General features: G+C 41.0%; 23 protein-coding genes. 15 read left to right on the forward strand and 8 right to left on the reverse strand.

Annotated elements, in window-relative coordinates:
- Positions 1–74: 74 nt before the first annotated feature.
- The 6 genes from WG989_RS08240 (at position 75) to WG989_RS08265 (ending at position 7,242) form a co-directional block, all read left to right on the forward strand.
- Positions 75–1,070, forward strand: coding sequence for a VWA domain-containing protein (locus WG989_RS08240; protein WP_340428618.1), 996 nt, complete (start codon positions 75–77; stop codon positions 1,068–1,070).
- Positions 1,067–1,705, forward strand: coding sequence for a tetratricopeptide repeat protein (locus WG989_RS08245; protein WP_340428619.1), 639 nt, complete (start codon positions 1,067–1,069; stop codon positions 1,703–1,705). Before WG989_RS08240 ends, WG989_RS08245 begins: the two co-directional genes overlap by 4 nt.
- 153 nt (positions 1,706–1,858) lie before the next feature.
- Positions 1,859–3,937, forward strand: coding sequence for a (E)-4-hydroxy-3-methylbut-2-enyl-diphosphate synthase (gene ispG, locus WG989_RS08250; protein ID WP_340428620.1), 2,079 nt, complete (start codon positions 1,859–1,861; stop codon positions 3,935–3,937).
- A gap of 3 nt (positions 3,938–3,940) precedes the next feature.
- The gene (locus WG989_RS08255) at positions 3,941–4,714 is read left to right on the forward strand and encodes a hypothetical protein (protein ID WP_340428622.1); all 774 of its coding nucleotides are present in this window, start codon (positions 3,941–3,943) and stop codon (positions 4,712–4,714) included.
- A 10-nt stretch (positions 4,715–4,724) separates the two neighbouring features.
- On the forward strand, positions 4,725–6,326 hold the full coding sequence (nadB, locus tag WG989_RS08260) for an L-aspartate oxidase (RefSeq protein ID WP_340428623.1): 1,602 nt from the start codon (positions 4,725–4,727) through the stop codon (positions 6,324–6,326).
- Positions 6,327–6,360: 34 nt separating this feature from the next.
- On the forward strand, positions 6,361–7,242 hold the full coding sequence (locus tag WG989_RS08265; RefSeq protein WP_340428625.1) for a lysophospholipid acyltransferase family protein: 882 nt from the start codon (positions 6,361–6,363) through the stop codon (positions 7,240–7,242).
- 35 nt (positions 7,243–7,277) lie between these two features.
- On the opposite strand, the gene WG989_RS08270 is transcribed toward WG989_RS08265, so the two are convergent.
- The 4 genes from WG989_RS08270 to WG989_RS08285 all read right to left on the reverse strand — a co-directional run bounded on the left by WG989_RS08270 (position 7,278) and on the right by WG989_RS08285 (position 10,509).
- The gene (locus WG989_RS08270) at positions 7,278–8,684 is read right to left on the reverse strand and encodes an MBL fold metallo-hydrolase (RefSeq protein ID WP_340428626.1); all 1,407 of its coding nucleotides are present in this window, start codon (positions 8,682–8,684) and stop codon (positions 7,278–7,280) included.
- An 82-nt stretch (positions 8,685–8,766) separates the two neighbouring features.
- On the reverse strand, positions 8,767–9,090 hold the full coding sequence (locus tag WG989_RS08275) for an ArsR/SmtB family transcription factor (RefSeq protein WP_340428627.1): 324 nt from the start codon (positions 9,088–9,090) through the stop codon (positions 8,767–8,769).
- 104 nt (positions 9,091–9,194) lie between these two features.
- Positions 9,195–9,869 carry a tRNA (adenosine(37)-N6)-threonylcarbamoyltransferase complex dimerization subunit type 1 TsaB gene (tsaB, locus tag WG989_RS08280; RefSeq protein ID WP_340428629.1) on the reverse strand — a complete coding sequence of 225 codons (675 nt, stop codon included), beginning with the start codon at positions 9,867–9,869 and terminating at the stop codon, positions 9,195–9,197.
- Position 9,870: 1 nt separating this feature from the next.
- The gene (locus WG989_RS08285) at positions 9,871–10,509 is read right to left on the reverse strand and encodes a 3-hydroxyacyl-CoA dehydrogenase family protein (protein WP_340428630.1); all 639 of its coding nucleotides are present in this window, start codon (positions 10,507–10,509) and stop codon (positions 9,871–9,873) included.
- Positions 10,510–10,584: 75 nt separating this feature from the next.
- On the opposite strand from WG989_RS08285, the gene WG989_RS08290 reads away from it, so the two are divergent.
- Positions 10,585–10,965, forward strand: coding sequence for a RidA family protein (locus WG989_RS08290; protein ID WP_340428631.1), 381 nt, complete (start codon positions 10,585–10,587; stop codon positions 10,963–10,965).
- Between the two features lie 118 nt (positions 10,966–11,083).
- Complete coding sequence (locus WG989_RS08295) at positions 11,084–11,278, forward strand: hypothetical protein (protein WP_340428633.1); 195 nt, start codon at positions 11,084–11,086, stop codon at positions 11,276–11,278.
- An 88-nt stretch (positions 11,279–11,366) separates the two neighbouring features.
- Here WG989_RS08295 and WG989_RS08300 read toward each other — a convergent pair whose 3' ends face one another.
- The 3 genes from WG989_RS08300 to WG989_RS08310 form a co-directional block, all read right to left on the reverse strand.
- Positions 11,367–12,914 carry an Rne/Rng family ribonuclease gene (locus WG989_RS08300; protein WP_340428634.1) on the reverse strand — a complete coding sequence of 516 codons (1,548 nt, stop codon included), beginning with the start codon at positions 12,912–12,914 and terminating at the stop codon, positions 11,367–11,369.
- 286 nt (positions 12,915–13,200) lie between these two features.
- Complete coding sequence (locus tag WG989_RS08305; RefSeq protein ID WP_340428635.1) at positions 13,201–14,103, reverse strand: tetratricopeptide repeat protein; 903 nt, start codon at positions 14,101–14,103, stop codon at positions 13,201–13,203.
- A gap of 63 nt (positions 14,104–14,166) precedes the next feature.
- The gene (locus WG989_RS08310) at positions 14,167–14,457 is read right to left on the reverse strand and encodes an HU family DNA-binding protein (RefSeq protein WP_340428636.1); all 291 of its coding nucleotides are present in this window, start codon (positions 14,455–14,457) and stop codon (positions 14,167–14,169) included.
- Positions 14,458–14,635: 178 nt separating this feature from the next.
- On the opposite strand from WG989_RS08310, the gene mutY reads away from it, so the two are divergent.
- From mutY to WG989_RS08345, 7 genes are all read left to right on the forward strand, one after another.
- Positions 14,636–15,751 (forward strand): A/G-specific adenine glycosylase, encoded by a 1,116-nt coding sequence (mutY, locus tag WG989_RS08315; protein ID WP_340428637.1) that lies wholly within the window; start codon positions 14,636–14,638, stop codon positions 15,749–15,751.
- 64 nt (positions 15,752–15,815) lie between these two features.
- Positions 15,816–16,247 (forward strand): single-stranded DNA-binding protein, encoded by a 432-nt coding sequence (locus WG989_RS08320; protein ID WP_340428638.1) that lies wholly within the window; start codon positions 15,816–15,818, stop codon positions 16,245–16,247.
- Positions 16,248–16,366: 119 nt separating this feature from the next.
- Complete coding sequence (gene gldE / locus WG989_RS08325; RefSeq protein WP_340428639.1) at positions 16,367–17,656, forward strand: gliding motility-associated protein GldE; 1,290 nt, start codon at positions 16,367–16,369, stop codon at positions 17,654–17,656.
- A 5-nt stretch (positions 17,657–17,661) separates the two neighbouring features.
- Positions 17,662–18,312, forward strand: coding sequence for a gliding motility lipoprotein GldD (gene gldD, locus WG989_RS08330; protein WP_340428640.1), 651 nt, complete (start codon positions 17,662–17,664; stop codon positions 18,310–18,312).
- 88 nt (positions 18,313–18,400) lie between these two features.
- Positions 18,401–18,994, forward strand: a complete 594-nt coding sequence (locus WG989_RS08335) for a DUF3109 family protein (RefSeq protein ID WP_340428641.1) — start codon at positions 18,401–18,403, stop codon at positions 18,992–18,994.
- Between the two features lie 9 nt (positions 18,995–19,003).
- On the forward strand, positions 19,004–20,380 hold the full coding sequence (locus tag WG989_RS08340; RefSeq protein WP_340428642.1) for a LutB/LldF family L-lactate oxidation iron-sulfur protein: 1,377 nt from the start codon (positions 19,004–19,006) through the stop codon (positions 20,378–20,380).
- Positions 20,381–20,388: 8 nt separating this feature from the next.
- Positions 20,389–21,678, forward strand: coding sequence for a polysaccharide deacetylase family protein (locus WG989_RS08345; RefSeq protein WP_340428643.1), 1,290 nt, complete (start codon positions 20,389–20,391; stop codon positions 21,676–21,678).
- 45 nt (positions 21,679–21,723) lie between these two features.
- On the opposite strand, the gene WG989_RS08350 is transcribed toward WG989_RS08345, so the two are convergent.
- Positions 21,724–22,458: a pseudouridine synthase gene (locus WG989_RS08350; RefSeq protein WP_340428644.1), complete on the reverse strand. Its 735-nt coding sequence runs from the start codon at positions 22,456–22,458 to the stop codon at positions 21,724–21,726.
- Positions 22,459–22,468: the final 10 nt, after the last annotated feature.

The raw sequence follows: 22,468 nt of genomic DNA on the forward strand, positions 1-22,468 counted from the left end.
AAGTCTGGCTTAACTTTTGTTTCATTCTTTCTGTTCCTGTAATCTTGTATCTTGTACCTTAAACCGTTGCACCGTTGTTTTCCTTTGCACATATCGAGTATCTACTTTTACTGGCAGCATTAATACCTGTTGCAGTACTTTTTGTATTGAATGGACGATGGAAGAAGAAAACAAGAAAAAAGATCGGTGATGAGCAATTGGTAAATCTGCTTACAGCAAATCATTCCAAAAAGAAATTTTCTGCAAAATTTTATTTCTTATTCGTTGCGATTGCGTTGACCGCATTGGGTGCTGCCAACTTACGCACAGCAGGCAAAGCTGAGAATGTGAATCGAAAAGGAAGAGACATTGTTGTAGCAATGGATGTAAGCAAAAGCATGTTGGCCGATGATGTAAAACCAACACGTCTTGATAAATCCAAACAATTCGTGAGTAAGTTAATGGATCAGTTGCCCGACGACCGGATCGCTTTGATCTGGTTTGCAGGGAAAGCGTATTTGCCGATGCCGTTAACGGCTGATCAAGGTGCAGCAAAACTGTTTGTACAATCTGCATCTCCTGATGCAGTACCCACACAGGGAACAGTGATTGGTGAAGCGCTGCGTTTAGCATCTGAAAGTTTTCCGCAGGAAAGTAAACGATATAAAATTGTATTGCTCATTACTGATGGTGAAGATCATGATGAATCTGCGGTTACCATGGCCCGCCAATTGAAAGACCGTGGCATTCTGTTACTCTGTATAGGATTGGGAACCATTGAAGGTTCACCTATTGCTGACCCTACAACCAAAGATTTTAAGAAAGATAATCTTGGTCAAACAGTGGTAACAAAACTAAATGAGCCATTGTTGCGTCAGTTAGCTTCGGTAAACGGGGGCTTGTACGGCAACCTTCAGAATACGGATGAAATGCTGGAAGAGATCACGGCAGTAATCAATCAATTGGAAAAAAAAGGGGTGGAAGGAGAAGTGAGCAATACGAATTATAACAACTATTTCACCTGGTTTTTAGTTGCAGCGGCATTATTCTTGCTCATTGAGTTATTCATTCGTGAACGAAAAACAGTATGAAGATTTGTTTTACCATAATGGCTTTCTTTTCTTTTTTCATTGCATTTGCGCAGGAAGGTGAAGTGGTGAAAGGGAATCGTTATTACAAAGACGGCAAGTATGATAAAGCGGAAGAGGCGTATCAAAAAGCATTGAGTAAAAAAGAAAGCCCGGTTACACGATACAATCTGGGAAACGCACAATACAAAAAAGAAAATATTGATGATGCAGTAAAATCGTTTGATGATGCAGCGGCGGCAACCGATGATCCCGAACTGAAAACAAAAGCATTGTACAACAAAGGCGTATTGCTTCATAAAAACAACAGGCTTACAGAAGCTATTGAAGCATACAAACAAGCCCTTCGTTTATCACCTTCTGATGAGGAAGTACGGAAAAATCTGCAGCTTGCACTGATGGCCAAAAAGCAACAGGAGCCAAAAGAACAGAAGAAGCAACAACAGAAAGAGCAGAAGCCAAAAGAAGAAAAGAAAAAAGAACAGCCTAAGCCTCAGCAACCAAAACCGCAAAAGAGCAAACTCACCAAAAAGCAGGTGGAACAATACCTCAAAGCCCTCGAACAAAAAGAGCGGGAACTGCAGGAAAAAATGCAGAAAAAGACGGGGGCACCCTCACAACCCGAGAAAGACTGGTAGTAATTTGAAAATGGAATAATTTGAAAATCTGAAAATGTGAGGAAGTGCATCTTCCCTAAACCTTAGAGCCCTTTCTTTGTTACATTTGTGCTGAAATTCCATAGATGATTTATCTGGAATTTCAAATTAAGCAATTTTCAAATTTTCAAATTAATGTTTCTCTATACTCCTTCCTTAACTGACTATAAACGACTGGCAACAAAAGAAGTAAAGATCGGTGATTTGGTGTTGGGTAATTTCCATCCCATCCGTTTACAAACCATGACCACTACTGACACCATGGATACTATGGCAACAGTGGAACAGAGCATCCGTTGTATTGAAGCAGGTGCTGAGTTAGTGCGTATCACAGCTCCATCCAAAAAAGAAGCAGAGAATTTGCAAAACATCAAAGATGAATTACGAAAAAGAGGTTACAATACACCGTTAGTAGCCGATATTCATTTTACACCGAATGCTGCTGAAATTGCTGCACGAATTGTAGAGAAGGTACGTGTGAACCCCGGCAACTATGTCGATAAGAAAAAATTTGAGCAGATCGAATATACCGACGCCGAATATATCGAAGAGATCGATCGTATTCGTGAACGCTTTACGCCATTGGTGAAGATCTGTAAAGAATATGGTACGGCTATGCGTATCGGAACCAATCACGGTTCATTGAGCGATCGTATTATGAGTCGCTATGGCGATACAGCCATTGGTATGGTAGAAAGTGCAATGGAGTTTTTGCGTATTGCCCGTGCAGAAAGTTATCACAACATTGTGTTGAGTATGAAGAGCAGTAATCCGCAGGTGATGGTGCAGGCATATCGTATGCTCATTAATCACATGATGGAGGAGTTCAATGAATGTTATCCTCTTCATCTTGGCGTTACAGAAGCCGGCGATGGAGAAGATGGTCGTGTAAAAAGTGCAGCAGGAATTGGAACATTGTTAGAAGATGGTATTGGCGATACGGTTCGTGTAAGCTTAACAGAAGATCCTGAGTTTGAAATTCCGGTGTGTAGAGATTTGGTGAAGCGGTATGCAGTCGATAGTCGACAGTCCATAGTCCACAGTAATGTGCCTGCGTTAAATGCAAAATCTTCGAAAAGTGAGGAAGCTGCTATGGAGGCTGTGTTACCTTATTCTCCATTTGATTACAAGCGAAGAGAAACATATGCAGTAAGTAATGTAGGCGGTAAACAAGTGCCTGTGGTGATTGCGGATCTCAGCAAACTTGGAACCATCACACAAAAAGAACTGGAGCGTGTAGGATATAAATATGATGAAGCAACAGATAAGTGGAGCATTGGTGATATGGCAGCTGATTATATTTTCACCGCCAATCAAACATTGAATTTTGAATTGCCCGGAACATTAAAAGTGATCGTGTATCCTGAAACATGGAAAACATCAAAAGCAACTGTTGCAGGTGAACAGAAGTACCTTCCCATTTTTATGGACAGCGGTTATGCCGAAGCAGAGTTGAAAAGTGAATCGCTGAATTTTGTTATGATCGATTGTTACAATGATGATACAGCGATCAATGATTATACATATCTCGATGCGTTGGCAAATGACCCAACTGTTGTACTTTGTTTAAGCAGCACAAATAAAAATGCCATGCAGAGTGTACGTCGCATGTTCATTGAATTAATGAGCCGTGGTATTAAAAACCCTGTGGTTTTAATTACGGATAGTAACTGGCAAACGGCCGATGAACATCTTATTCATTATTCAACGGAGTGTGGTGCGTTGTTGCTCGATGGTATGGGCGATGGAATCTGTTTGGGAATGAGCAGCGATAGTTACAAGTTGCAGACGGAGAGTTTAACGCAGGGTACAAGTGGCCGTAACTATTTAATGAATCTTACTCCTGAGCAATTCATCAACAATACAGCCTTCAGTATTTTGCAGGCTACCCGTACACGTATTTCCAAAACAGAGTATATTTCATGCCCGAGTTGCGGACGAACCTTGTTTGATCTGCAGGAAACAACAGCGAAGATCCGTTCAGTTACCAATCATTTGAAAGGGTTGAAGATCGCTATCATGGGTTGTATTGTAAACGGTCCCGGTGAAATGGCCGATGCTGATTTTGGTTATGTAGGAAGTGGCCCGGGGAAAATTACATTGTACAAAGGAAAAGAAGTGGTAAAGCGAAGTGTGGATAGTGAAGTGGCAGTAGATGAACTCATCAATTTATTAAAAGAAAATAATGCCTGGGTAGAACCGGCAACCAACTAACACATGAAAAAATTACAATCAGTATTTAATCTTATTATGGCACTGGCTTTGTTCAGCAGTTGCTCCATTTCGGAAGAGATGGATTTGAGCGGTGGTGCCAACGGCGGCTATTATAAAGTAGATGCAGATATGGGTCAGGCTTTAACGATGATGAAATCGATGGGCGGAGGCGATCAGTTAAAAGACAGCAGCATGGCTGGTGCGAAAGACAGCAGCTTTTCACTTTTCAACCAGGTAGATTCGATCCGTGAATTTTTTACAGATAAAGAGTTGCAGTATTTCCTCAATGGAAAGGGCGAAATGAAAATGAACATGGAAGAAAATTTGTTCACCATGCAGTTACGCTACCCGATCAAAGATTTGAAAGACATGCAACAGTTTTTTGCAACCCAACATAAAATTGATTCCATTACAAAAGCAAACAAAGACAGTATTCCGGAAGCTCAAGGTGAAGGGGAATTGCAATTGAATCAGAAGACACCTGATTTTTCAAAAATGCTGACTCCAAAAACGGCTTACATCATTACAGATACGTCCATCAGCAGGGAAGGAATAGAAAAAGCAGATATGGGAGGTGAAATGGGCGACATGAAAGGCATGGAAATGTTTTTCGGACAGATCACGATTTCCACAACTATTAAATTGCCACGTCCGGCGAAGATTGTAAAAGGGGATAATGCCAAGTTGTTGGACGATAAAAAAACAGTGGTAATTTCTGCGAGTATGCTGGAGCTTGTTTCAAGTAAGGAAAGCACAAAGTTTTATATTTCATTTTGATTAATGTTTTATGCAAACAGATTTTCTCGTTATTGGTTCTGGTATTGCAGGTTTAACCTATGCAATTAAAGTAGCGGAAGCATGTCCTGATAAACAGGTGCTCATCGTAACAAAATCAAATGCAGATGAAACCAATACCAAGTATGCACAAGGTGGCATTGCAGTAGTGAATGATCTGGAGAAAGATAGTTTTGATAAACATATTGAAGACACGTTGATAGCAGGCGATGGTTTATGTAATCCGGAAATAGTAGAAGTGGTAGTGAAGGAAGGTGCCTTGCGAGTGAATGAAATTATCGAATGGGGTGCACAGTTCGATAAAGAAAAAGATGGCGACTATGCATTGGGAAAAGAAGGTGGCCATAGTGAACATCGTATTCTGCATCACAAAGATGTGACGGGTGCTGAAATGGAACGTGCTTTACTTGAGACCATCCGCAGAAGTAAAAATATTCAACTGGTGAACCATTATTTTGTAGTGGACATCATCACGCAACATCATCTTGGTTTCCTTGTTACAAAAGCAACACCTGATGTACAGTGTTATGGTGTGTACGCATTGAACCTGCTCACCAATCAAATTGAAGTCATCCAATCGAAGATAACAATGCTGGCGGCCGGGGGTAACGGCCAGGTGTATCGCACCACAACCAATCCATCCATTGCAAGTGGCGATGGTGTGGCGATGGTGTACCGTGCAAAAGGCCGGATTGAAAATATGGAGTTCATCCAGTTTCATCCTACTGCATTATACCAAGCCGGTCAAAAAGGGCAGGCGTTTTTAATAACAGAAGCTGTACGTGGCGATGGTGGTATTTTACGTAACCATAAAGGCGAAGCATTTATGGAGCGTTACGATGAACGTAAAGATCTTGCCCCACGTGATATTGTAGCGAGAGCGATCGATAGTGAAATGAAGATCAGCGGTACAGAACATGTGTGGCTCGATTGCAAACACATGGATACGGAAAAATTCATTCATCACTTCCCGAATATTTATGAAAAGTGCAAGAGTCTTGGAATTGATGTTGCACAGCATATGATCCCTGTTGCCCCAGCTGCACATTACAGTTGCGGTGGAATTAAAACGGATGAGTGGGGACGAACATCTATCAACAATTTATATGCATCAGGCGAATGTGCAAGTACAGGTTTGCATGGTGCAAACCGATTGGCAAGTAATTCGTTGTTGGAAGCAATGGTGTTTTCACATCGCAGTTATATGGATGCTGTTGATAAAATAAAGAAACTGGACGATGAGAAAACTGTTTTGCCTGATTGGAATGCAAAAGGCACAAGTCAGCCAAAAGAAATGATCCTCATTACACAAAGCCTGAAAGAATTACAACAGGTGATGAGTGACTACGTAGGAATCGTTCGGAACGATATCCGTTTGCAACGTGCCATGCGTCGTTTGGATTTGTTGTGGGAAGAAACGGAAAACTTGTATCGCAGCAGTTCTATATCACCACAGATCATGGAGTTGCGGAATATGATCACGGTTGGTTATTTAATTACGAAAGGTGCATCGTTCCGGAAAGAAAGCAGAGGCTTGCATTTCAATACTGATTATCCGGAAAAGCATCCGCTGTTGCAGAATATTGTTTTGTAAAATTGCTAAAACCTTGAATTAATATCTTGATAGCATGTACTATATCGTCTATGGTTTCCTGCGATTACTCTCGTTTATTCCACTTTCTGTTCTGTATCTCCTTGGCGATCTGCTGTATGTATTATTGTTTTATATACTTGGTTATCGCAGGCAGGTAGTTATGAATAATCTCTCCATTGCATTTCCCGAAAAATCAGAAGAGGAACACGAAAAAATTATGAAAGCATTCTATCGTAATTTTTGCGACACGTTTATGGAAATGATCAAACTGTTTTCATGGAATGAAGCAGAAATTAAAAAACGATTTTCAGGAAACATCGAAGTGTTGAATGAATGGGTTGGCAAAGAGCAGAGTGTGCAGGTTGTGTCAGGTCATTATTTTAATTGGGAAATCGCTAACCTTGGCTTAGGTGCATTATCACAAATGCCTTTTGTTGTTGTGTACATGCCGTTACGGAATAAAGAAGTGAATAAAGTTGTGTACGAACTCAGAGGAAAGACCGGTACAAAACTGGTGGCTGCAACTGATTTTCAAAACCAGGTGCGTGAATATATGAAGCAGCAATATGCATTGATTCTGGTGGGCGATCAAAATCCCGGTAACCCTGCAAAAGCATACTGGACAAATTTTTTCACTAAGCCAGCACCATTTCCGAAAGGGCCTGAAAAAGGTGCAAAGCGGAATAATACCGCCGTTATTTATGTTGACTTTTACAAAGTAAAGCGTGGTTATTATGAGTTTAAAATGGAATTGCTTACCAGCGAACCAAATCAGTTTGAAGAAGGTGCGTTGACCCGGTTAATTGTTGATAAAATTGAAACCTCTATTCGCCAACGCCCTTCAAATTATTTATGGAGCCATCGACGGTGGAAACATGAATGGAAAGATGAATATCGAAAAATGTGGGTGGAGTAAAAAAGCCCCGATCTGATCGGGGCTTTGTATAGTTTTTAATTCAGTACGCTTTTTTCTTTCTGTATCGGAATTTTTTGTTCTTTGATTTTTGCAAAGCCTCCTACTACATTCCGCAGATTATGAAATCCTTGCTTTTTGATAATGGAAGATGCGATCACACTCCGGTAACCGCCGGCACAATGCACATACAGATTATCTCTGTCATCAATATTGGCCAATAGTCCCGGATCGTTCATTTCGCTCAACGGAAGATTCACGGCATCTTTTACATGACCATCAGCGAACTCTGTTTCTTTCCGTACATCAACCACCAGCAAATGATCATCATGTGGCATATCCATCGCCAGTTCATCTGCTTCCACATCAATGATGAGATCAATCGTTTCTCCTGTAGCGGCCCAAGCTTCAAAACCACCTGCGAGGTAACCACTTACTTTATCAAATCCAACACGGGCCAATCGTACAATGGTTTCTTCTTCTTTTCCTTCCTCACAAACAAGCAAAATGTTTTCGTCAAACGGCAGCAATGCACCAGCCCATTCTGCAAAACGTCCTTCTAATCCTATGCTGATCGACCCCGGAATAAAGCCCAGTGTAAACGTATCTGCATGTCTTGTATCAAGGATCAATGTTTTCGGTTCTTTTGAAAGTTCTTTAAACTGTTCAACACTCAAAGCAGTTAATCCTTTTTTTAATAGTACATCCATCAAACCATAACCTTCTTTATTGATGCGTGCATTTACAGGAAAATATTTGGGAGGCGCTTCCAATCCGTTTGTAACTGCTTTAATAAATTCTTCTTTTGATTGTTGCTGCAGTGCATAGTTATCTGCTTTCTGTTCAGCAATCGTGCTGTGCGTTTCAGGGCCAAGATTTTTGCCACATGAGCTGCCGGGCCCGTGAGCAGGATAAACAATTACATCATCTGCTAATGGTATGATTTTTTTCTGAAGCGATTCATACAGCATACCTGCGAGTTCGCTCATGGTAAGGTCGCCGCCTTGTGCAAGATCGGGCCTTCCCACATCGCCAACAAACAACGTGTCACCGGTAAATACACAGTGGTCTTTGTCGTTTTCATCTTTCAACAAGTAACAGGTACTTTCTAACGTATGACCGGGCGTGTGCAATACTTCGATGGTCAATGCACCGATCTTGAATTGTTCTCCATCTTTCGCTACGTAAACCGGAAACTTTGTTTCAGTTTCAGGACCATACACAATGGGTGCATTGGAATGTTTGGCGAGATCGAGATGACCGCTAACAAAATCAGCATGAAAATGCGTTTCAAAAATGTATTTGATGGTTGCGTTACGCTCTTTTGCCAGGTTCAGGTACACCTCTACATCACGAAGTGGGTCAATAATGGCACATTCGCCATTGCTCTCAATATAATACGCTGCTTCACTAAGGCAGTTTGTATAGAGTTGTTGTACGTACATAGATATTCTCTTTGCTTTTTTGCAAAAGTACGTTTCTCTGAATAAACAGGATGTTACTGTAGAGCGAAGCGTTCTGTAAATATTAACCTAACAGACTCGTAACAAACTGATCAACTTCTTTCAAACGGTCGTGGTTTACAGTGTACCAGATGAATTTGCCTTCACGGGTCGTTTTTACAATATTGCTGCGGCGCAAAATTGCAAGATGTTGTGAGGCAACGGATTGTTCCAGTCTTAGCTTTACGTAAATTTCTGTAACGGTCATTTGCCCGTTCTCGTTGATGAGTTGAACGATCTGTTGACGCAGCTTGTGATTTACTGATCGTAAGATCAAGGCGGCCTTCTTCACCGCATGATAATCTAACGGAATAGGTAAACTATTCTCTTTCTTCTTAGTTGTGGCCATTTCCAGAGCAAGTTTTAGTGTGTCGTTGGGTAATTTGGGTTTAACTCTGTCAATCGTAAAGTTATCAGTAAAATTACGTATCCAATAGTCGTAAAAGACATTATTTATAACTGGGTGGAATAAAACTCTTTACCGTAGTCTGGAGTTGAATAGGCGAGTGAAGTAAAGGCCTGCTGCTGAAAACGTTTTTCAGCCATTTCAATCATCCCCGCAGCATTCCAATCAATGGTTAGGAATCGGGCATGTGGGTGTTGGCAAATGGATTGCCATTTGGCAGCGCCATCTCCAAAAAAGTAAATGATTTGCTGGGCCAGTTCGGCAGCAAACGAACCGGGTTCCAGTATTTTGGCGCCAATAGAAGAAAGCGGATCGAGGTTGGCTGTGTACAGACAGGTAAAAACTTCCATGCGACGGGCATCGATCATCGGGCAAAGTAAAAATGTATCGATTGATGTGATCTCTTTTAATGCTTCACTACTCATTACAGCTGTAGTTGGGATTGTAATAAGGGGCAACCCCAATGCATAACACAAACCCTTTGCCGATGCAAAGCCAACACGTAAACCGGTATAGGAGCCGGGGCCCGATGTAACAGCAATGGCCTGCAGGTCGGTCAATGCAAAACCGGTTTCCTGCATCAATTCTTTTATGGCCGGCTGCAAAAACGAACCATGATCTTTTTGGTTTTGATTTGTTTTGATACCAATCAGTTCAGCATCCTTTGCCAAAGCAAGGGATGCATGTGTGGTGGAAGTATCAATACAAAGCAGCAGCGCCATATCAATAAAAAATGTTTGATTGAGAAAGAGAGTCAGCCGGTTGATAACGTTGATCCGTAGCCGCTAATTTTTGCAACAGCGCCAGAATGCGCTGCTGGCCAATTGCATGACACCATTCGAATGGACCCATAGGACAACCTGTGCCCAATTTCATAGCCGTATCAATTTCAGCTTCGGTTGATATCTGTTCTTCCATTGCCAAAAAAGCTTCGTTGATGATCATGCTCAGCGTACGTGCACTTACAAAGCCGGGTGTATCGGCGGTAGCAAAAAAGGGAACCTGTAGTTTGATAAACAATTGCTCAAATAATTCCCGTTGACTGGGGTGTGCAGCAAATTCAATACAATTCCGGTTGATGAAGACCGGCCAGTGATTAAAGCGTGCAATAGGTGAACCATCAACAACAACAAGATCACTTAATCGGGAAACAATAGAACCGATGAGAACAGGAATGGAACAGGTTTGATAAAGGTTGATTCTTTCGGGATGTTCTTCAAACGAAAGATCTATCACACAATCTGTATTATCAAAATCTGAAACGGCAGGTTCGGCAACAACCTTGCAGTTAATGTCTGCAAACGGGAATGTTTTGCCAAACAATGTTGTAACCGGTTGTGGACTGATCAGCAGCAAATTCATGTTCGGCAAATTTACAGGGAACAAAAAGCAAACCTGATTTTTTTCTTACCGGCAAAAAACTAAGTTTGTGGTACAATGGAAAAGAAAATTATACAAACCAATCAGGCACCTGCGCCAATTGGTCCTTATAACCAGGCAGTAGCAGCAGGTGGATTTTTATTTATCTCCGGGCAGATCTGTATTAAGCCCGATACAGGCGATATGAACAATGCCGATATACAGGCCGAAACGCACCAGGTAATGCATAATCTGAAAGCTGTATTGCAGGAAGCCGGTATGGATTTTCGGAATGTAGTAAAGACAACCATCTTTCTCAGCGATATGGTGTTGTTCAGTGAAGTGAATGAAATTTACGGCAAATATTTCGAAGGTGATTTTCCGGCAAGGGAAACGGTTGCTGTAAAAGGATTGCCGAAAAATGTAAATGTTGAGATCAGTATGATTGCCGCAGGGTAATACCAGACGCTTTTATTGTATGTAGAAGACAAGCTCACTATGCAGAATTTTCTTTAACTTGTAATGGAGCAGCTGTAAGCAAAGGATGAAACTTGTCACCAATTTAAAATCAATCAACATGTCAAGGGAAATTGTTTTAGTCTTAGCAGTGATCGTTTCAATTATTCTTATTGTTGTTACATTAACCAAACTGGATAAGTTAGCTCTAAGCAAATCAAATAAACTTGCGCTTACCTACCTCACAATCTTTATTCCGCCATTAGGGTTTTTATTAGTTTCCGGCTATAAAAACAGTAGTAAGAGTATTGGGTAAATTAATTCTGCCTTCACTAAAAAGTGAAATAATTCTATAGCCTTTCGCATAAACAAAAACGGTTGATTATTTGATCAACCGTTTTTATTTAGAGTCTGATTTCTTCTTCATGATTATCGAAGAAGTGATATTCAGTGAGGTGGTACGATGTATTCGCTTTCACCTTAATTTTTTGTTTGTACTTCCAGCTCCACTTCATACGCTTGGATGGGAATCCTTTGCGTAAGTATGCTTCCATAATAGGATGCACCGCAATAGAAAGCACTTTATGCTTTTGCATCACCAGGTAGCTGATATTCTTTTCAATTTCATCTTCGAGGATCAGTGTAGCTGAAACTTTTCCGGTACCGCTGCAGCTCGGGCACACTTCCATGGTGTTGATGTTCACTTCCGGCTTCATCCGCTGGCGGGTGATCTGCATCAATCCAAATTTCGAAATAGGAAGGATCGCATGCTTCGCTCTGTCGGCTCGCATAAATTCTTCCATCGCTTCTGCCAAACGACGTTTGTTATCGGGCAACTTCATATCAATAAAGTCAACCACGATAATTCCACCGATATCACGCAACCGCAACTGACGTGCGATTTCTTCCGCACCTTCCAGGTTTGTTTGCAATGCATTTTCTTCCTGATTCGTGCTTACACTTTTATAACCGCTGTTTACATCAATTACATGCAACGCTTCAGTATGCTCAATAATAAGATATGCACCACTGGCAAGGTTCACGGTTTTACCGAACGATCCTTTTACCTGTTTGGTAACACCAAAATTATCGAAGATGGGAGAGCCGTTTTGATAGAAGGTAACGATGTCTGTTTTGTCCGGTGCTACTTTTTGAATGTAGGTACGGGCATCGTTGTAAATGTTTTTGTCATTCACCACAATGCGATTAAAATCGGCACTCAGCAGATCACGAAGAATGCTGGTGGTTTTATCTGTCTCACCTAAAATTTTCGAAGGAGCAGTCGCATTTTTCAGATTTTTTTGAATCTGTTGCCACATATTGATGAGGTTGTTGAGATCTTCGTGAAGCTCTGCAGTATTTTTTCCTTCAGCAGCAGTACGAACGATCACACCAAAGTTTTTGGTGCGGATCGATTCAACGATCTTTTGCAAACGCTTGCGTTCATCGCTTGAATGTATTTTGCGGGATACCGCTACAATATCATTAAAGGGAGTAAGCACTACAAAACGGCCGGGCAATGAAATTTCACAACTAAGGCGTGGGCCTTTCGCTGCAATGGGTTCTTTCAGGATCTGAACCAATACATTGGGCTTGCCATTCAAAACCTCGCCGATCTTTCCGGTTTTAATGATCTCAGCTTCAGTTTGAAATTTACCAAAGTCGCTGATATCTTCCGATTTCTCGTTGATAGATAATGCAGTAAATTTTAAGAGGGAGCGTACATACGGACTGAGATCGGTGTAATGCAGAAAGCCGTCTTTTTCAAAACCAACATCCACAAATGCAGCATTCATACCCGGTACCAGTTTTTTTACCTTACCCAGATATAAATCACCAACAGTAAAACTGGTATCAAGACTTTCCTGATGCAGCTCTACTAATCTCTTGTCTTCTAATAACGCTATTTCAACCCCGGTTGGGGCAGAATTAATGATCAGTTCCTTATTCACTCGATACGTCTTTAAAATTGAACCATTCTTACTTCACCTGATCAGGAAGGAATGAGCCGGTTACAGCATGAGTATACAAGCAAGCACACAGATCTCTGTATTGGCTATAGCGAAGCAGAGTCCCGTTTAAAAGCGGGACTCCGTTCAATTCAGAAGATTATTTATTCTTCTTCTTATGACGGTTCTTTCTAAGACGTTTCTTACGCTTGTGTGTAGCAATCTTATGACGCTTTCTCTTTTTTCCGCAAGGCATGTTTAATACGTTTTACGTTCGTTAAAAAATATGTTATAATAATTTAATGTGGTCTTCTATCTGTTTCATCATTTCCGGGTTACTCCGGAATTTTCCTTGTGATTCTAACAACTTTACTGTTTCTAAAAACTGCTGGTACCACTTTTTGGCATTCACTTTATCACCGCTTTTTTCATAAGCATCCGCTAACCGGAGTTTTACTTCCAGATTTTGCGGTTGCAGTTGTGTTACTTTTTCAAAGCGTTCAATGGCTTTGGGCCATTGTGCGCTGATAAAAGAACCAACTCCCAACATGTATTGGGCAAATGCATTGTCAGGATTTTTTTCTGCTACTTCACGAATAAGGGCGATCCCTTTCATTGGTGGTTCGCTTCCGCCGGCTCCAAAAAAGTAGGTACTTCCGAGTCCAACTTTGGTTGAATCGTTGCCGGGATTCAGTTCATATGCCTTTTCAAATAACTCTCTTGCTTCCTTTGCCATCCATAGCTGGAGAGGCTGTTCCGTTACCGTTTGCAGCTCCTCTAAAAACAAATGGGCAGCAAAGGTGAGGTTTTTCTCCGAATTTTCCAACTTAGCAGCTTCTGCAATGTATTTGGCATAGGGCACAAAGGCACCAATGGTATCCATCCAGAAGGCAGATAATTTGCGATAAACCTGAATTTGTTGATTTTTTACATCGCCCCGCACCACCGAATTTTCCCATTCCGTTACTTTCTGCAGTTGAGCCGGGTTCAGTCGTTTCTTCGCCAAGCCAAGCATGGTGGGGAAATCGAGCAAGGTTGTGTTCCCTGCTGCAGGAGCAGTAGTGGCCGTTTTAGAATGATCATGTCCGGCATGATCATCTTCTGTTTTTTTGGGTACTGTTCTTCCAAAAAAATACAAAAGAAAAACTGCTGAGATCGCAGCAGTTATAGAAATAATTTGTTGCCTGTTCACTGTTCAAAAAATTGAACTGCAAAGCTACAGGAAGCCAGTGATTATTAGTGAAGTAAAATGAATTTAACTTCCCTTGTATTGGGTTTTTACTTCCTGCACAAATTCTTTCGCTGGCTTAAAAGCGGGAATGTAATGCTCAGGAATATGAACCGCCGTATTACGCTTGATGTTGCGACCAATTTTGGCTGCACGTTTTTTTGTGATAAAGCTCCCAAATCCACGGATATAGATATTCTGACCCGCAGAAAGAGAATCCTTTACTTCTTTAAACATGGTTTCAAGTGTAACAAGCACATCCACCTTGGGAATGCCTGTTTTTTCGGAGATTTGGTTCACGAGATCTGCTTTTCTCATGGGCAATAATTTAAGGGTTGAGTTTATTTTGGTCTAATATCCTGAAATATTTTCAAAAACTGAAATATTTGGTCAAATTTCTTTCAATAACTTGTTGATAATGAACAAAATGCCCATTTAGTGGGTTTCATTGCTTTTATTTGTACAAATTCAGAAACATTTATCGGCAACGGGCACTATGGAACGTTCAACTTTTTTTCGCAAAAAACTACTGCATTGGCATCATACTAAAAATAGGCGCCAGCTTCCCTGGAAGCAGGAAAAAGATGTGTACCGCATCTGGCTGAGTGAAATTATTTTACAACAAACCCGTGCGGGTCAGGGGTTGAAATATTATGAACGGTTCATTCAAACTTATCCAACTATTCAATCGCTTGCAAACGCACCAATTGAAGAGGTGTATAAATTATGGGAAGGTTTGGGGTATTACAACCGTTGCCGCAACCTTTATGCAACTGCACAAAAAATTGCATTTGAGTTGAATGGAAATTTTCCAAATGCGTATGATACAATTCTTGAACTGAAAGGAATTGGTCCATACACAGCTGCTGCTATTTCTTCGTTCGGCTTCGGACTTCCGTATGCTGTTGTTGATGGAAATGTGTTTCGTGTACTGAGTCGTGTGTTTGGAATTGAAACGGCTACGGACAGTACGATTGGGAAAAAACAGTTTCAGGAGTTGGCGCAGCAATGTTTGGATACAAATGATCCGGCCTCCTATAACCAGGCCATCATGGATTTTGGTGCAACTGTTTGCAAGCCCGATCTTCCGGAATGCGGCGGTTGTATAATGAAAAAGCAATGTGTTGCTTTTCAAACAGAACGGGTAAATGAGTTGCCTGTAAAAGAAAAACAAACCAAGATCAGAAGCAGATGGTTCTGGTTTTACATTCTTGAGCAAAATGGTTTGTTTGCAGTGCAAAAGCGAACAGGCAAAGATGTGTGGAGTAATTTGTATGAATTTCCGAATAATGAATTTGCTTCTGAAAAGGAATGGAAAAAAACAGGAGGTACTGCATTTGAAACCTGGCTGAAAGAAAAAAAGATCACACAAAAAGCAACACAAGTAAGTATAACAAAACCGATCAAACAGCAACTAAGCCATCAAACTATTTATGCAACGGCGGAATTGCTGCAGTTGAAAGGAAAAGCGGTAATTAAAAACGATTGGGAATGGAAAACAGCCAGGCAATTGCAACAATTACCGTTTCCAAAATTGTTGAATGATTTTTTGAAGGCAGGTGTTCTTGAATTATTTGGCCTGATTAATGGAACAGTTACGCAAAAAACGTAATTTAGGAGTAACGACGGAAAGCGTTTGGAACTGATTCATTTATTCAGCAATAAAACTTATACGTATGAGAGGAGTTAACCGTGTAATGCTTATAGGCAATCTGGGGAAAGACCCTGATGTACAGGTACTGGAAGGAAATATTGCGGTTGCAAAATTTCCATTAGCTACAACTGAAACATTTAAAGATCGTACGGGTAAACTGGTGAGTCAAACCGAGTGGCATACAGTGGTATTGTGGCGTGGCCTTGCAGAATTGGCACAGAAATACCTGCACAAAGGAAGTCTTGTTTATATTGAAGGACGTTTAAAAACCCGAAGTTGGGAAGATAAAGAAGGGGTTAAAAAATATGCAACGGAGGTCGTTGGCGATAACCTGATTATGCTGGATAAAAGGGCAGAAGGTGCCGGCCGTCCAGATGGTCCTGAATCCTTGCCCGGCTACCATGGCGATGATCTGCCACCCATCGGTGAACCGAGTGCTGATTTACCATTTTAGGAAATACCGTTGCGAATGCTATTTTTGCCGGTATAGCGGCGCATTGTTCACTTAATCTACATGCTTTGGATTGTTACCACGTCAGCACTTCATTTTTACTTTCTATTAAACCTGTTCTTTTGGCAATTAACAGCCAGGGATTAACCTTACTGGTGATCCTGTTTTTACTGTTATTGTTTTTTTCGTTTGTTGTAAGTGGTGCGGAGGTTGCTTTTTTCTCGTTGCGGTACAAAGATCTCAACATGATCAAAACAAGACCGGAAGCACCAGCCAAACGCATTGTGAATTTGCTGGAAGAACCAAAAGTTCTGATGGCCAGTTTAATGTCGGCTAATGTAGTGTTCAATCTTTGTTTGATCTTCCTTACCAATTTTTTAATTGACGAAGCGCTCAACCTACGGCATAATTTATTTTGGGTAGAATTTGTTTTAAAAGCAACGGCCATTACAGCCTTGATCCTTTTGTTCTGCGAAATATTACCGAAAGTATGGGCCTCGCAAAACAATATCTTCTTTGCGTATTTCGCCAGTTGGTGGATCGACTCCATTGTTTATCCATTGTTTAAAACAACGGGAAACTGGTTGGCAGGTTATACTGATAGTATAGAAAAACGGATGTCGAGATATCAAACATCGTCGCTCAAATCAGATGAACTGGATTATGCCATTGATCTGATGAGTGAAGAAGAAGCTACGGTAAAAGAAAAGCAGATACTCAAAGGCATTCAGAACTTCAGCAATATAACAGTGAAGCAGATCATGCGTTCCCGTTTGGATGTAAGTGGGATCGATTACAATAGTTCATTTACTGATCTCATCAATCGTGTGCAGGATCTGCATTACAGTCGGTTGCCGGTGTATAAAAACAACATGGACGAAGTAGTGGGCATTTTACAAACCAAAGATCTGTTGCCACATATTAACGATGTAGATGGGTTTCATTGGCATCAGCTAATGCGCACACCATTCTTTGTACCTGAGCAAAAACTGATCGACGATCTGTTGAAAGAGTTTCAGCAAAAGCGGATACACTTTGCAGTGGTGGTGGATGAGTTTGGTGGCACCAGTGGTATTGTAACAATGGAAGATGTGGTTGAAGAAATTATTGGTGATATTAAAGATGAATTTGATGATGAAGAAAGTGTGAACAAGAAAGTTGACGAACACAATTATATTTTTGAAGGCCGCACTATGATACATGATGTATGTCGTACAATGAATCTTCCCCCTGATACGTTTGATAAAGTAAGAGGTGAAAGCGAATCGTTGGCCGGGCTTGTATTGGAACTGGCCGAACGTTTACCACCGGTGAATGAAGTTGTGGAAACCGGCGATTTTCAATTCACGATCCAGGAAGTAAGCCGCAACCGTATTGAAAAAGTGAAAGTGACCATTAAACCCATTGATTGATTAACATGAAGCAATTGCACAATCTTAGTTTACATTTCATTAATAACGTGTTGCAGTTTGGTAATAGATTCGTACTTCTTACTTCGTACTTCTTACTTCTTCTCTCCATTATTGCCTGCAACTCTAATCCTCGGCCACGACCAAAAGGTTATTTCCAGATCGATTTTCCGGAGAAACAATACAAGCTTTTTGATGAGCCCGGATATCCTTACACATTTGAATATCCTGTGTATGGAAATGTATTAAAGGACAGTACTTTTTTTGAAAATCAACCCGAGAATCCATACTGGGTAAATCTTGATTTTCCTGAACTGGCAGGTCGTATACACATCAGCTATAAAGCCATTGGAGGGAATAACAAATTCAGTAACCTTGTGGAAGATGCTTTTAAAATGACGAGTAAGCACAGTTTAAAAGCATCATCGATCGATGAAATTCCTGTGCAGGGTGGTGCAGGTGTAACGGGTTTTGTATTTGATATTGGTGGCAATGCAGCTACCGGTAAACAATTTTTCGTGACCGATAGTACCAGCCATTTTTTAAGAGGTGCTCTATATTTTAATACAACCCCCAACTACGATTCCATCCGACCTGTTGAACAGTTTCTCTACAAAGACATGCAACATTTGATACAGACCTTGAAGTGGAGAGGTTGAGTAATTGCTCGTTCCTCCGTTTTTTTCATTCTCATTCTTCCTGTTATTGTAATGAACGAATCAGCCATTACCGACTTATCTTTGCCGCATGATAGCGATTGAAAATATATTCATCAGCGATGAGGTTGTTGAGGAGCAGTTTGTTTGCGATCTGCACAAATGCAAAGGCGGCTGTTGTATTGATGGCGATGCAGGTGCACCGCTCACGAATGAGGAGTTGGAAGAAGTGAACGCAGCTATTGTACACGTTAAACATTTACTTACCAAAGAAGGACAACTGGTAATTGAAACAGAAGGAAATTATACATACGATCGGGAATTTGGCTGGGTAACGCCCACCATCAGCAATGGAATGTGTGCGTATGGTTTAGTGAATGAACAAGGAATTGTAAAGTGTTCGTTTGAGCAAGTATACAATGAAGGAAAGATCAAGTGGAAAAAACCAATTTCTTGTCACTTGTATCCGATCAAGATCAGTAAGAGCGAAAACACCGATCAGGAATATGTGAATTACGAGCCACGTGACCCGATGTGTAACCCCGGCTGTGCGTTGGGACAAAAACTGAAAGTGCCTACGTATGTTTTTTTGAAAGAGGCCATCGTTCGCAAGTATGGTGAAGAATTTTATGAAGTGCTGACGCAGATCGCAGATCAGTACTATTCCAACAAATCAAATAAGTAACTTTAACGCATGAGCCAGACTGCCGATAAATTTTTAGCGAAGAGTACCATCAAGTCTGCCGACCTGGATCACAGGCGTACGATCAATTTCAATATTGGCAAATACAATGCAAAAGTGCCGGAAGGGAAACAGCAGTTTACACAAATGCTTACTGCACGTGAACGTGCAAAGAATGTGAAATGGCGTGCATTGGAAACACTGGATCAGCAACTCGAAGAATTTGAATTGCAGTTTACACGTCGTGGCGGCAAAGTGATCTGGGCCGAAACTGCACAACAGGCTTGCGATGAAATTCTGAAAATATGTGAAGCACGAAATTGTAAAACATTGGTGAAGAGTAAGAGCATGGTAACAGAAGAAATTCACCTGAACGATTTCCTTGAAAAAAATAATATTGAGAGTGTTGAAACAGATTTGGGTGAATACATTCAGCAATTGGATGGCGAAGCGCCTTATCATATTGTTACACCCGCCATGCATAAAAGCAAGGAAGATGTGGCGAAATTATTTGCTGAAAAATTGGGAACTGACCCGAAAGCAACTCCAGAACAATTAACGTTGGTTGCACGAAAAATACTTCGTGAAAAATATGTACAGGCAGAAGTAGGTGTAACGGGTGCCAATTTTATTCTGGCTGATGTTGGTGGTATTGCTGTAACAGAAAATGAAGGCAATGCGAGATTGAGTTGTGCATTTCCGAAAACGCATATCGTTGTTGTTGGTATTGAAAAAATGTTACCGAGCATGCATGATCTTGGTTTGTTCTGGCCATTGCTTGCAACATACGGAACAGGTCAGCAGGTAACAGTCTACAACAGCATCGTGCTCGGACCAAAGCAACCCGGTGAAACAGATGGTCCTGAAGAAATGGTGGTGATCTTATTGGACAATGGACGGACAAATGTGTTGAAGAATCCTGTTACAAGAGAAAGTTTGTATTGCATCCGTTGTGGCGCATGTTTAAATGCTTGCCCTGTTTATAAAAATATTGGTGGTCATAGTTATGGTGCAACGTATAGCGGACCCATTGGAAAAGTGATCACACCGCATTTAAATGACCTGGATGAATACAAACATCTGAGTTATGCATCATCGCTTTGTGGTAACTGCACAGAAGTTTGTCCGGTGCGGATTAATTTGCATGAACTCTTATTGGAGAATCGTCACGAAGCAGTAGAACAAGGTTTCTCTTCGTTCGGTGAACGCATGGCATGGAAAGTATGGAAGCGTGCTTCATTAAGTCGTAAGATGATGAACATGGGCAACAGCAAAATCAAAAACTGGGTGATCAACAAATTTGTGAAAGACTGGACTAAACATCGTGGCCCCATGAATTTCCCTGAAAAAAGTTTCAACCAGCTTTGGCAGGAACGTAACGGGAAGTAACTTGAAGCATGCTTGTTTACACAGCACATATTACTCCACGCATTTCTTACATTCTGCAGTATTTCAATGAACAGTTATTGGTAGATGCTGAGTTGACAGATGATGTAGAACATTATCGCTCATACACTGGTAACAAACTGAATTATTCTGATGAGCGGATTGATGCTGCAGAGTTTTACATCAAGCCGATTGGATTATTGCAGCAGGATTTTATCCGTAAGCAAAAAATACAATGCTTTGATTGGAACGGTGTTAAAGCATTTTTTCAAACGGATGATGATCTTGGGTTTGATGTATTCGCTGCCGTGTTTTTTCTCATTACCCGTTACGAAGAATATACCGAATCTGAACCGGATGAATATGGCCGCTATGCTCATTGGAATTCATTAGCATGGAAAGAAGGGTTCTTAAATCAACCATTGGTTGATATTTGGTTGATTGCATTCGGCAAAGGACTAAAGATAAAGTTCCCATCACTCGCCATTCACCACTCACCATTCACCTTTGTTCCCACTTACGATATTGATATTGCCTGGAGTTACAAACACAAAGGCTTTTGGCGAAGTGTGGGTGCATCGCTTAACCATCCTTCATCTATTCCAAAACGATTAAGTGTATTAAGCGGCAAAGAAAAAGACCCGTTTGATTCATACGATTGGATCAACGATTTGCATCAGCAATATGAATTGAACCCAATCTTTTTCTTTTTAGTAGCAAGGGATAAAAGTGAATACGATAAAAATATTTCTCCTGCAAAACCTCCGTTGCAACAGTTGATCCGCTCTGCTGCTGAGAAAGCGACAATTGGGCTGCATCCATCAGTACAAAGCAATGTAAACAAAGCGTTGCTGTTAAAAGAACGAGATGAATTGCAATGGATCAGCCGGAAAGAAATCAAACATACACGTTCTCATTATATCCGTTTTCATTTACCACATTCGTTTCAGGAATTGATCGCTGCCGGTTTTACAGATGAATACAGTATGGGTTACGGTACTGTGAATGGCTTCCGTGCATCTACTTCGCATTCATATTTGTGGTACGACTTAGAAAGAGAAGAATCTACATCACTCCGTATTCATCCATTTGCATATATGGAAGCCAATTCGTTTTATGAATTACGTCATTCACCTGAAGAAGCGTTGGCAGAAGCAAAACAGTTAGCAGAAGAGGTGAAAAAAGTTGGCGGTACTTTTATTACAATTTTTCACAACCACATGTTGGGAACTGATCCGATGTTTAACGGATGGAAGGAGATGTATGAAGCATTGGTAGCTGAAGTACGAGGTACGATGTAAGAAGTACGCAACGCACTCGCCATTCACCACTCACCACTTGCTTTCTTATTGATCATTCTTCGAACCTTCCAGCATCTGCATTAACTCTTTCATTTCAGGATCGCTCAGGTAGCGCCATTTTCCCACAGCAATATTTCCCAATTGAATATTCATGATTCGTACACGACGCAGGCTCACCACTTCGTAATCAAATGCTTCGCACATGCGACGGATCTGACGGTTCAATCCTTGTTTGAGAATGATGGAAAAACTTTTGCCACTCAACGTACGCACCTTACAGGGAAGCGTAGTGGTATTGAGAATATGTACGCCCTTGCTCATCTTTGCAGCAAAATCGGGCGTTAGTTTTTTGTTGACTGTAACAATGTATTCCTTCTCGTGCTCATTGCCTGCACGCAGAATTTTATTAACGATATCGCCATTGTTGGTAAGGAAAATCAACCCTTCCGAATCTTTATCCAACCGACCGATTGGAAATATTCGTTTGGGATGATTGATAAAACGGATGATATTGGTGCGGTCTTTTTCATCGGTGGTTGAAGTGATGTTCAACGGTTTGTTGAATGCAATGATAAACTGATCCTGCTTTGCTGTTGACTTCACTTTCAGTAACTCATCATCAATGTACACTTTATCTTTTGATGAAACTCTTGTGCCGGTCAATGCAATATTTCCATTCACTACCACACGTGCCTGATCGATCAGTTTATCTGCTTCACGACGTGAGCAGTAACCCGTAGCGCTGATGTATTTATTGAGACTGATCTTCTCTTCGGCCATGTGTCAAAAG

Source organism: Lacibacter sp. H407 (genome assembly GCF_037892605.1).
In the GTDB taxonomy this organism is placed as follows: domain Bacteria; phylum Bacteroidota; class Bacteroidia; order Chitinophagales; family Chitinophagaceae; genus Lacibacter.

Bases quoted from the DNA above. Each gene is read 5' to 3' on its own strand.
- gldD (WP_340428640.1), top strand. From the start codon at position 17,662: ATGAAGCAATTGCACAATCTTAGTTTACATTTCATTAATAACGTGTTG.
- ispG (WP_340428620.1), top strand. From the start codon at position 1,859: ATGTTTCTCTATACTCCTTCCTTAACTGACTATAAACGACTGGCAACA.
- WG989_RS08295 (WP_340428633.1), top strand. From the start codon at position 11,084: ATGTCAAGGGAAATTGTTTTAGTCTTAGCAGTGATCGTTTCAATTATT.
- nadB (WP_340428623.1), top strand. From the start codon at position 4,725: ATGCAAACAGATTTTCTCGTTATTGGTTCTGGTATTGCAGGTTTAACC.
- WG989_RS08255 (WP_340428622.1), top strand. From the start codon at position 3,941: ATGAAAAAATTACAATCAGTATTTAATCTTATTATGGCACTGGCTTTG.
- WG989_RS08340 (WP_340428642.1), top strand. From the start codon at position 19,004: ATGAGCCAGACTGCCGATAAATTTTTAGCGAAGAGTACCATCAAGTCT.
- WG989_RS08345 (WP_340428643.1), top strand. From the start codon at position 20,389: ATGCTTGTTTACACAGCACATATTACTCCACGCATTTCTTACATTCTG.
- WG989_RS08320 (WP_340428638.1), top strand. From the start codon at position 15,816: ATGAGAGGAGTTAACCGTGTAATGCTTATAGGCAATCTGGGGAAAGAC.
- tsaB (WP_340428629.1), bottom strand. From the start codon at position 9,869: ATGGCGCTGCTGCTTTGTATTGATACTTCCACCACACATGCATCCCTT.
- WG989_RS08350 (WP_340428644.1), bottom strand. From the start codon at position 22,458: ATGGCCGAAGAGAAGATCAGTCTCAATAAATACATCAGCGCTACGGGT.
- WG989_RS08245 (WP_340428619.1), top strand. From the start codon at position 1,067: ATGAAGATTTGTTTTACCATAATGGCTTTCTTTTCTTTTTTCATTGCA.
- WG989_RS08290 (WP_340428631.1), top strand. From the start codon at position 10,585: ATGGAAAAGAAAATTATACAAACCAATCAGGCACCTGCGCCAATTGGT.
- mutY (WP_340428637.1), top strand. From the start codon at position 14,636: ATGGAACGTTCAACTTTTTTTCGCAAAAAACTACTGCATTGGCATCAT.
- WG989_RS08310 (WP_340428636.1), bottom strand. From the start codon at position 14,457: ATGAGAAAAGCAGATCTCGTGAACCAAATCTCCGAAAAAACAGGCATT.
- WG989_RS08265 (WP_340428625.1), top strand. From the start codon at position 6,361: ATGTACTATATCGTCTATGGTTTCCTGCGATTACTCTCGTTTATTCCA.
- WG989_RS08275 (WP_340428627.1), bottom strand. From the start codon at position 9,090: ATGGCCACAACTAAGAAGAAAGAGAATAGTTTACCTATTCCGTTAGAT.
- WG989_RS08270 (WP_340428626.1), bottom strand. From the start codon at position 8,684: ATGTACGTACAACAACTCTATACAAACTGCCTTAGTGAAGCAGCGTAT.
- WG989_RS08335 (WP_340428641.1), top strand. From the start codon at position 18,401: ATGATAGCGATTGAAAATATATTCATCAGCGATGAGGTTGTTGAGGAG.
- WG989_RS08285 (WP_340428630.1), bottom strand. From the start codon at position 10,509: ATGAATTTGCTGCTGATCAGTCCACAACCGGTTACAACATTGTTTGGC.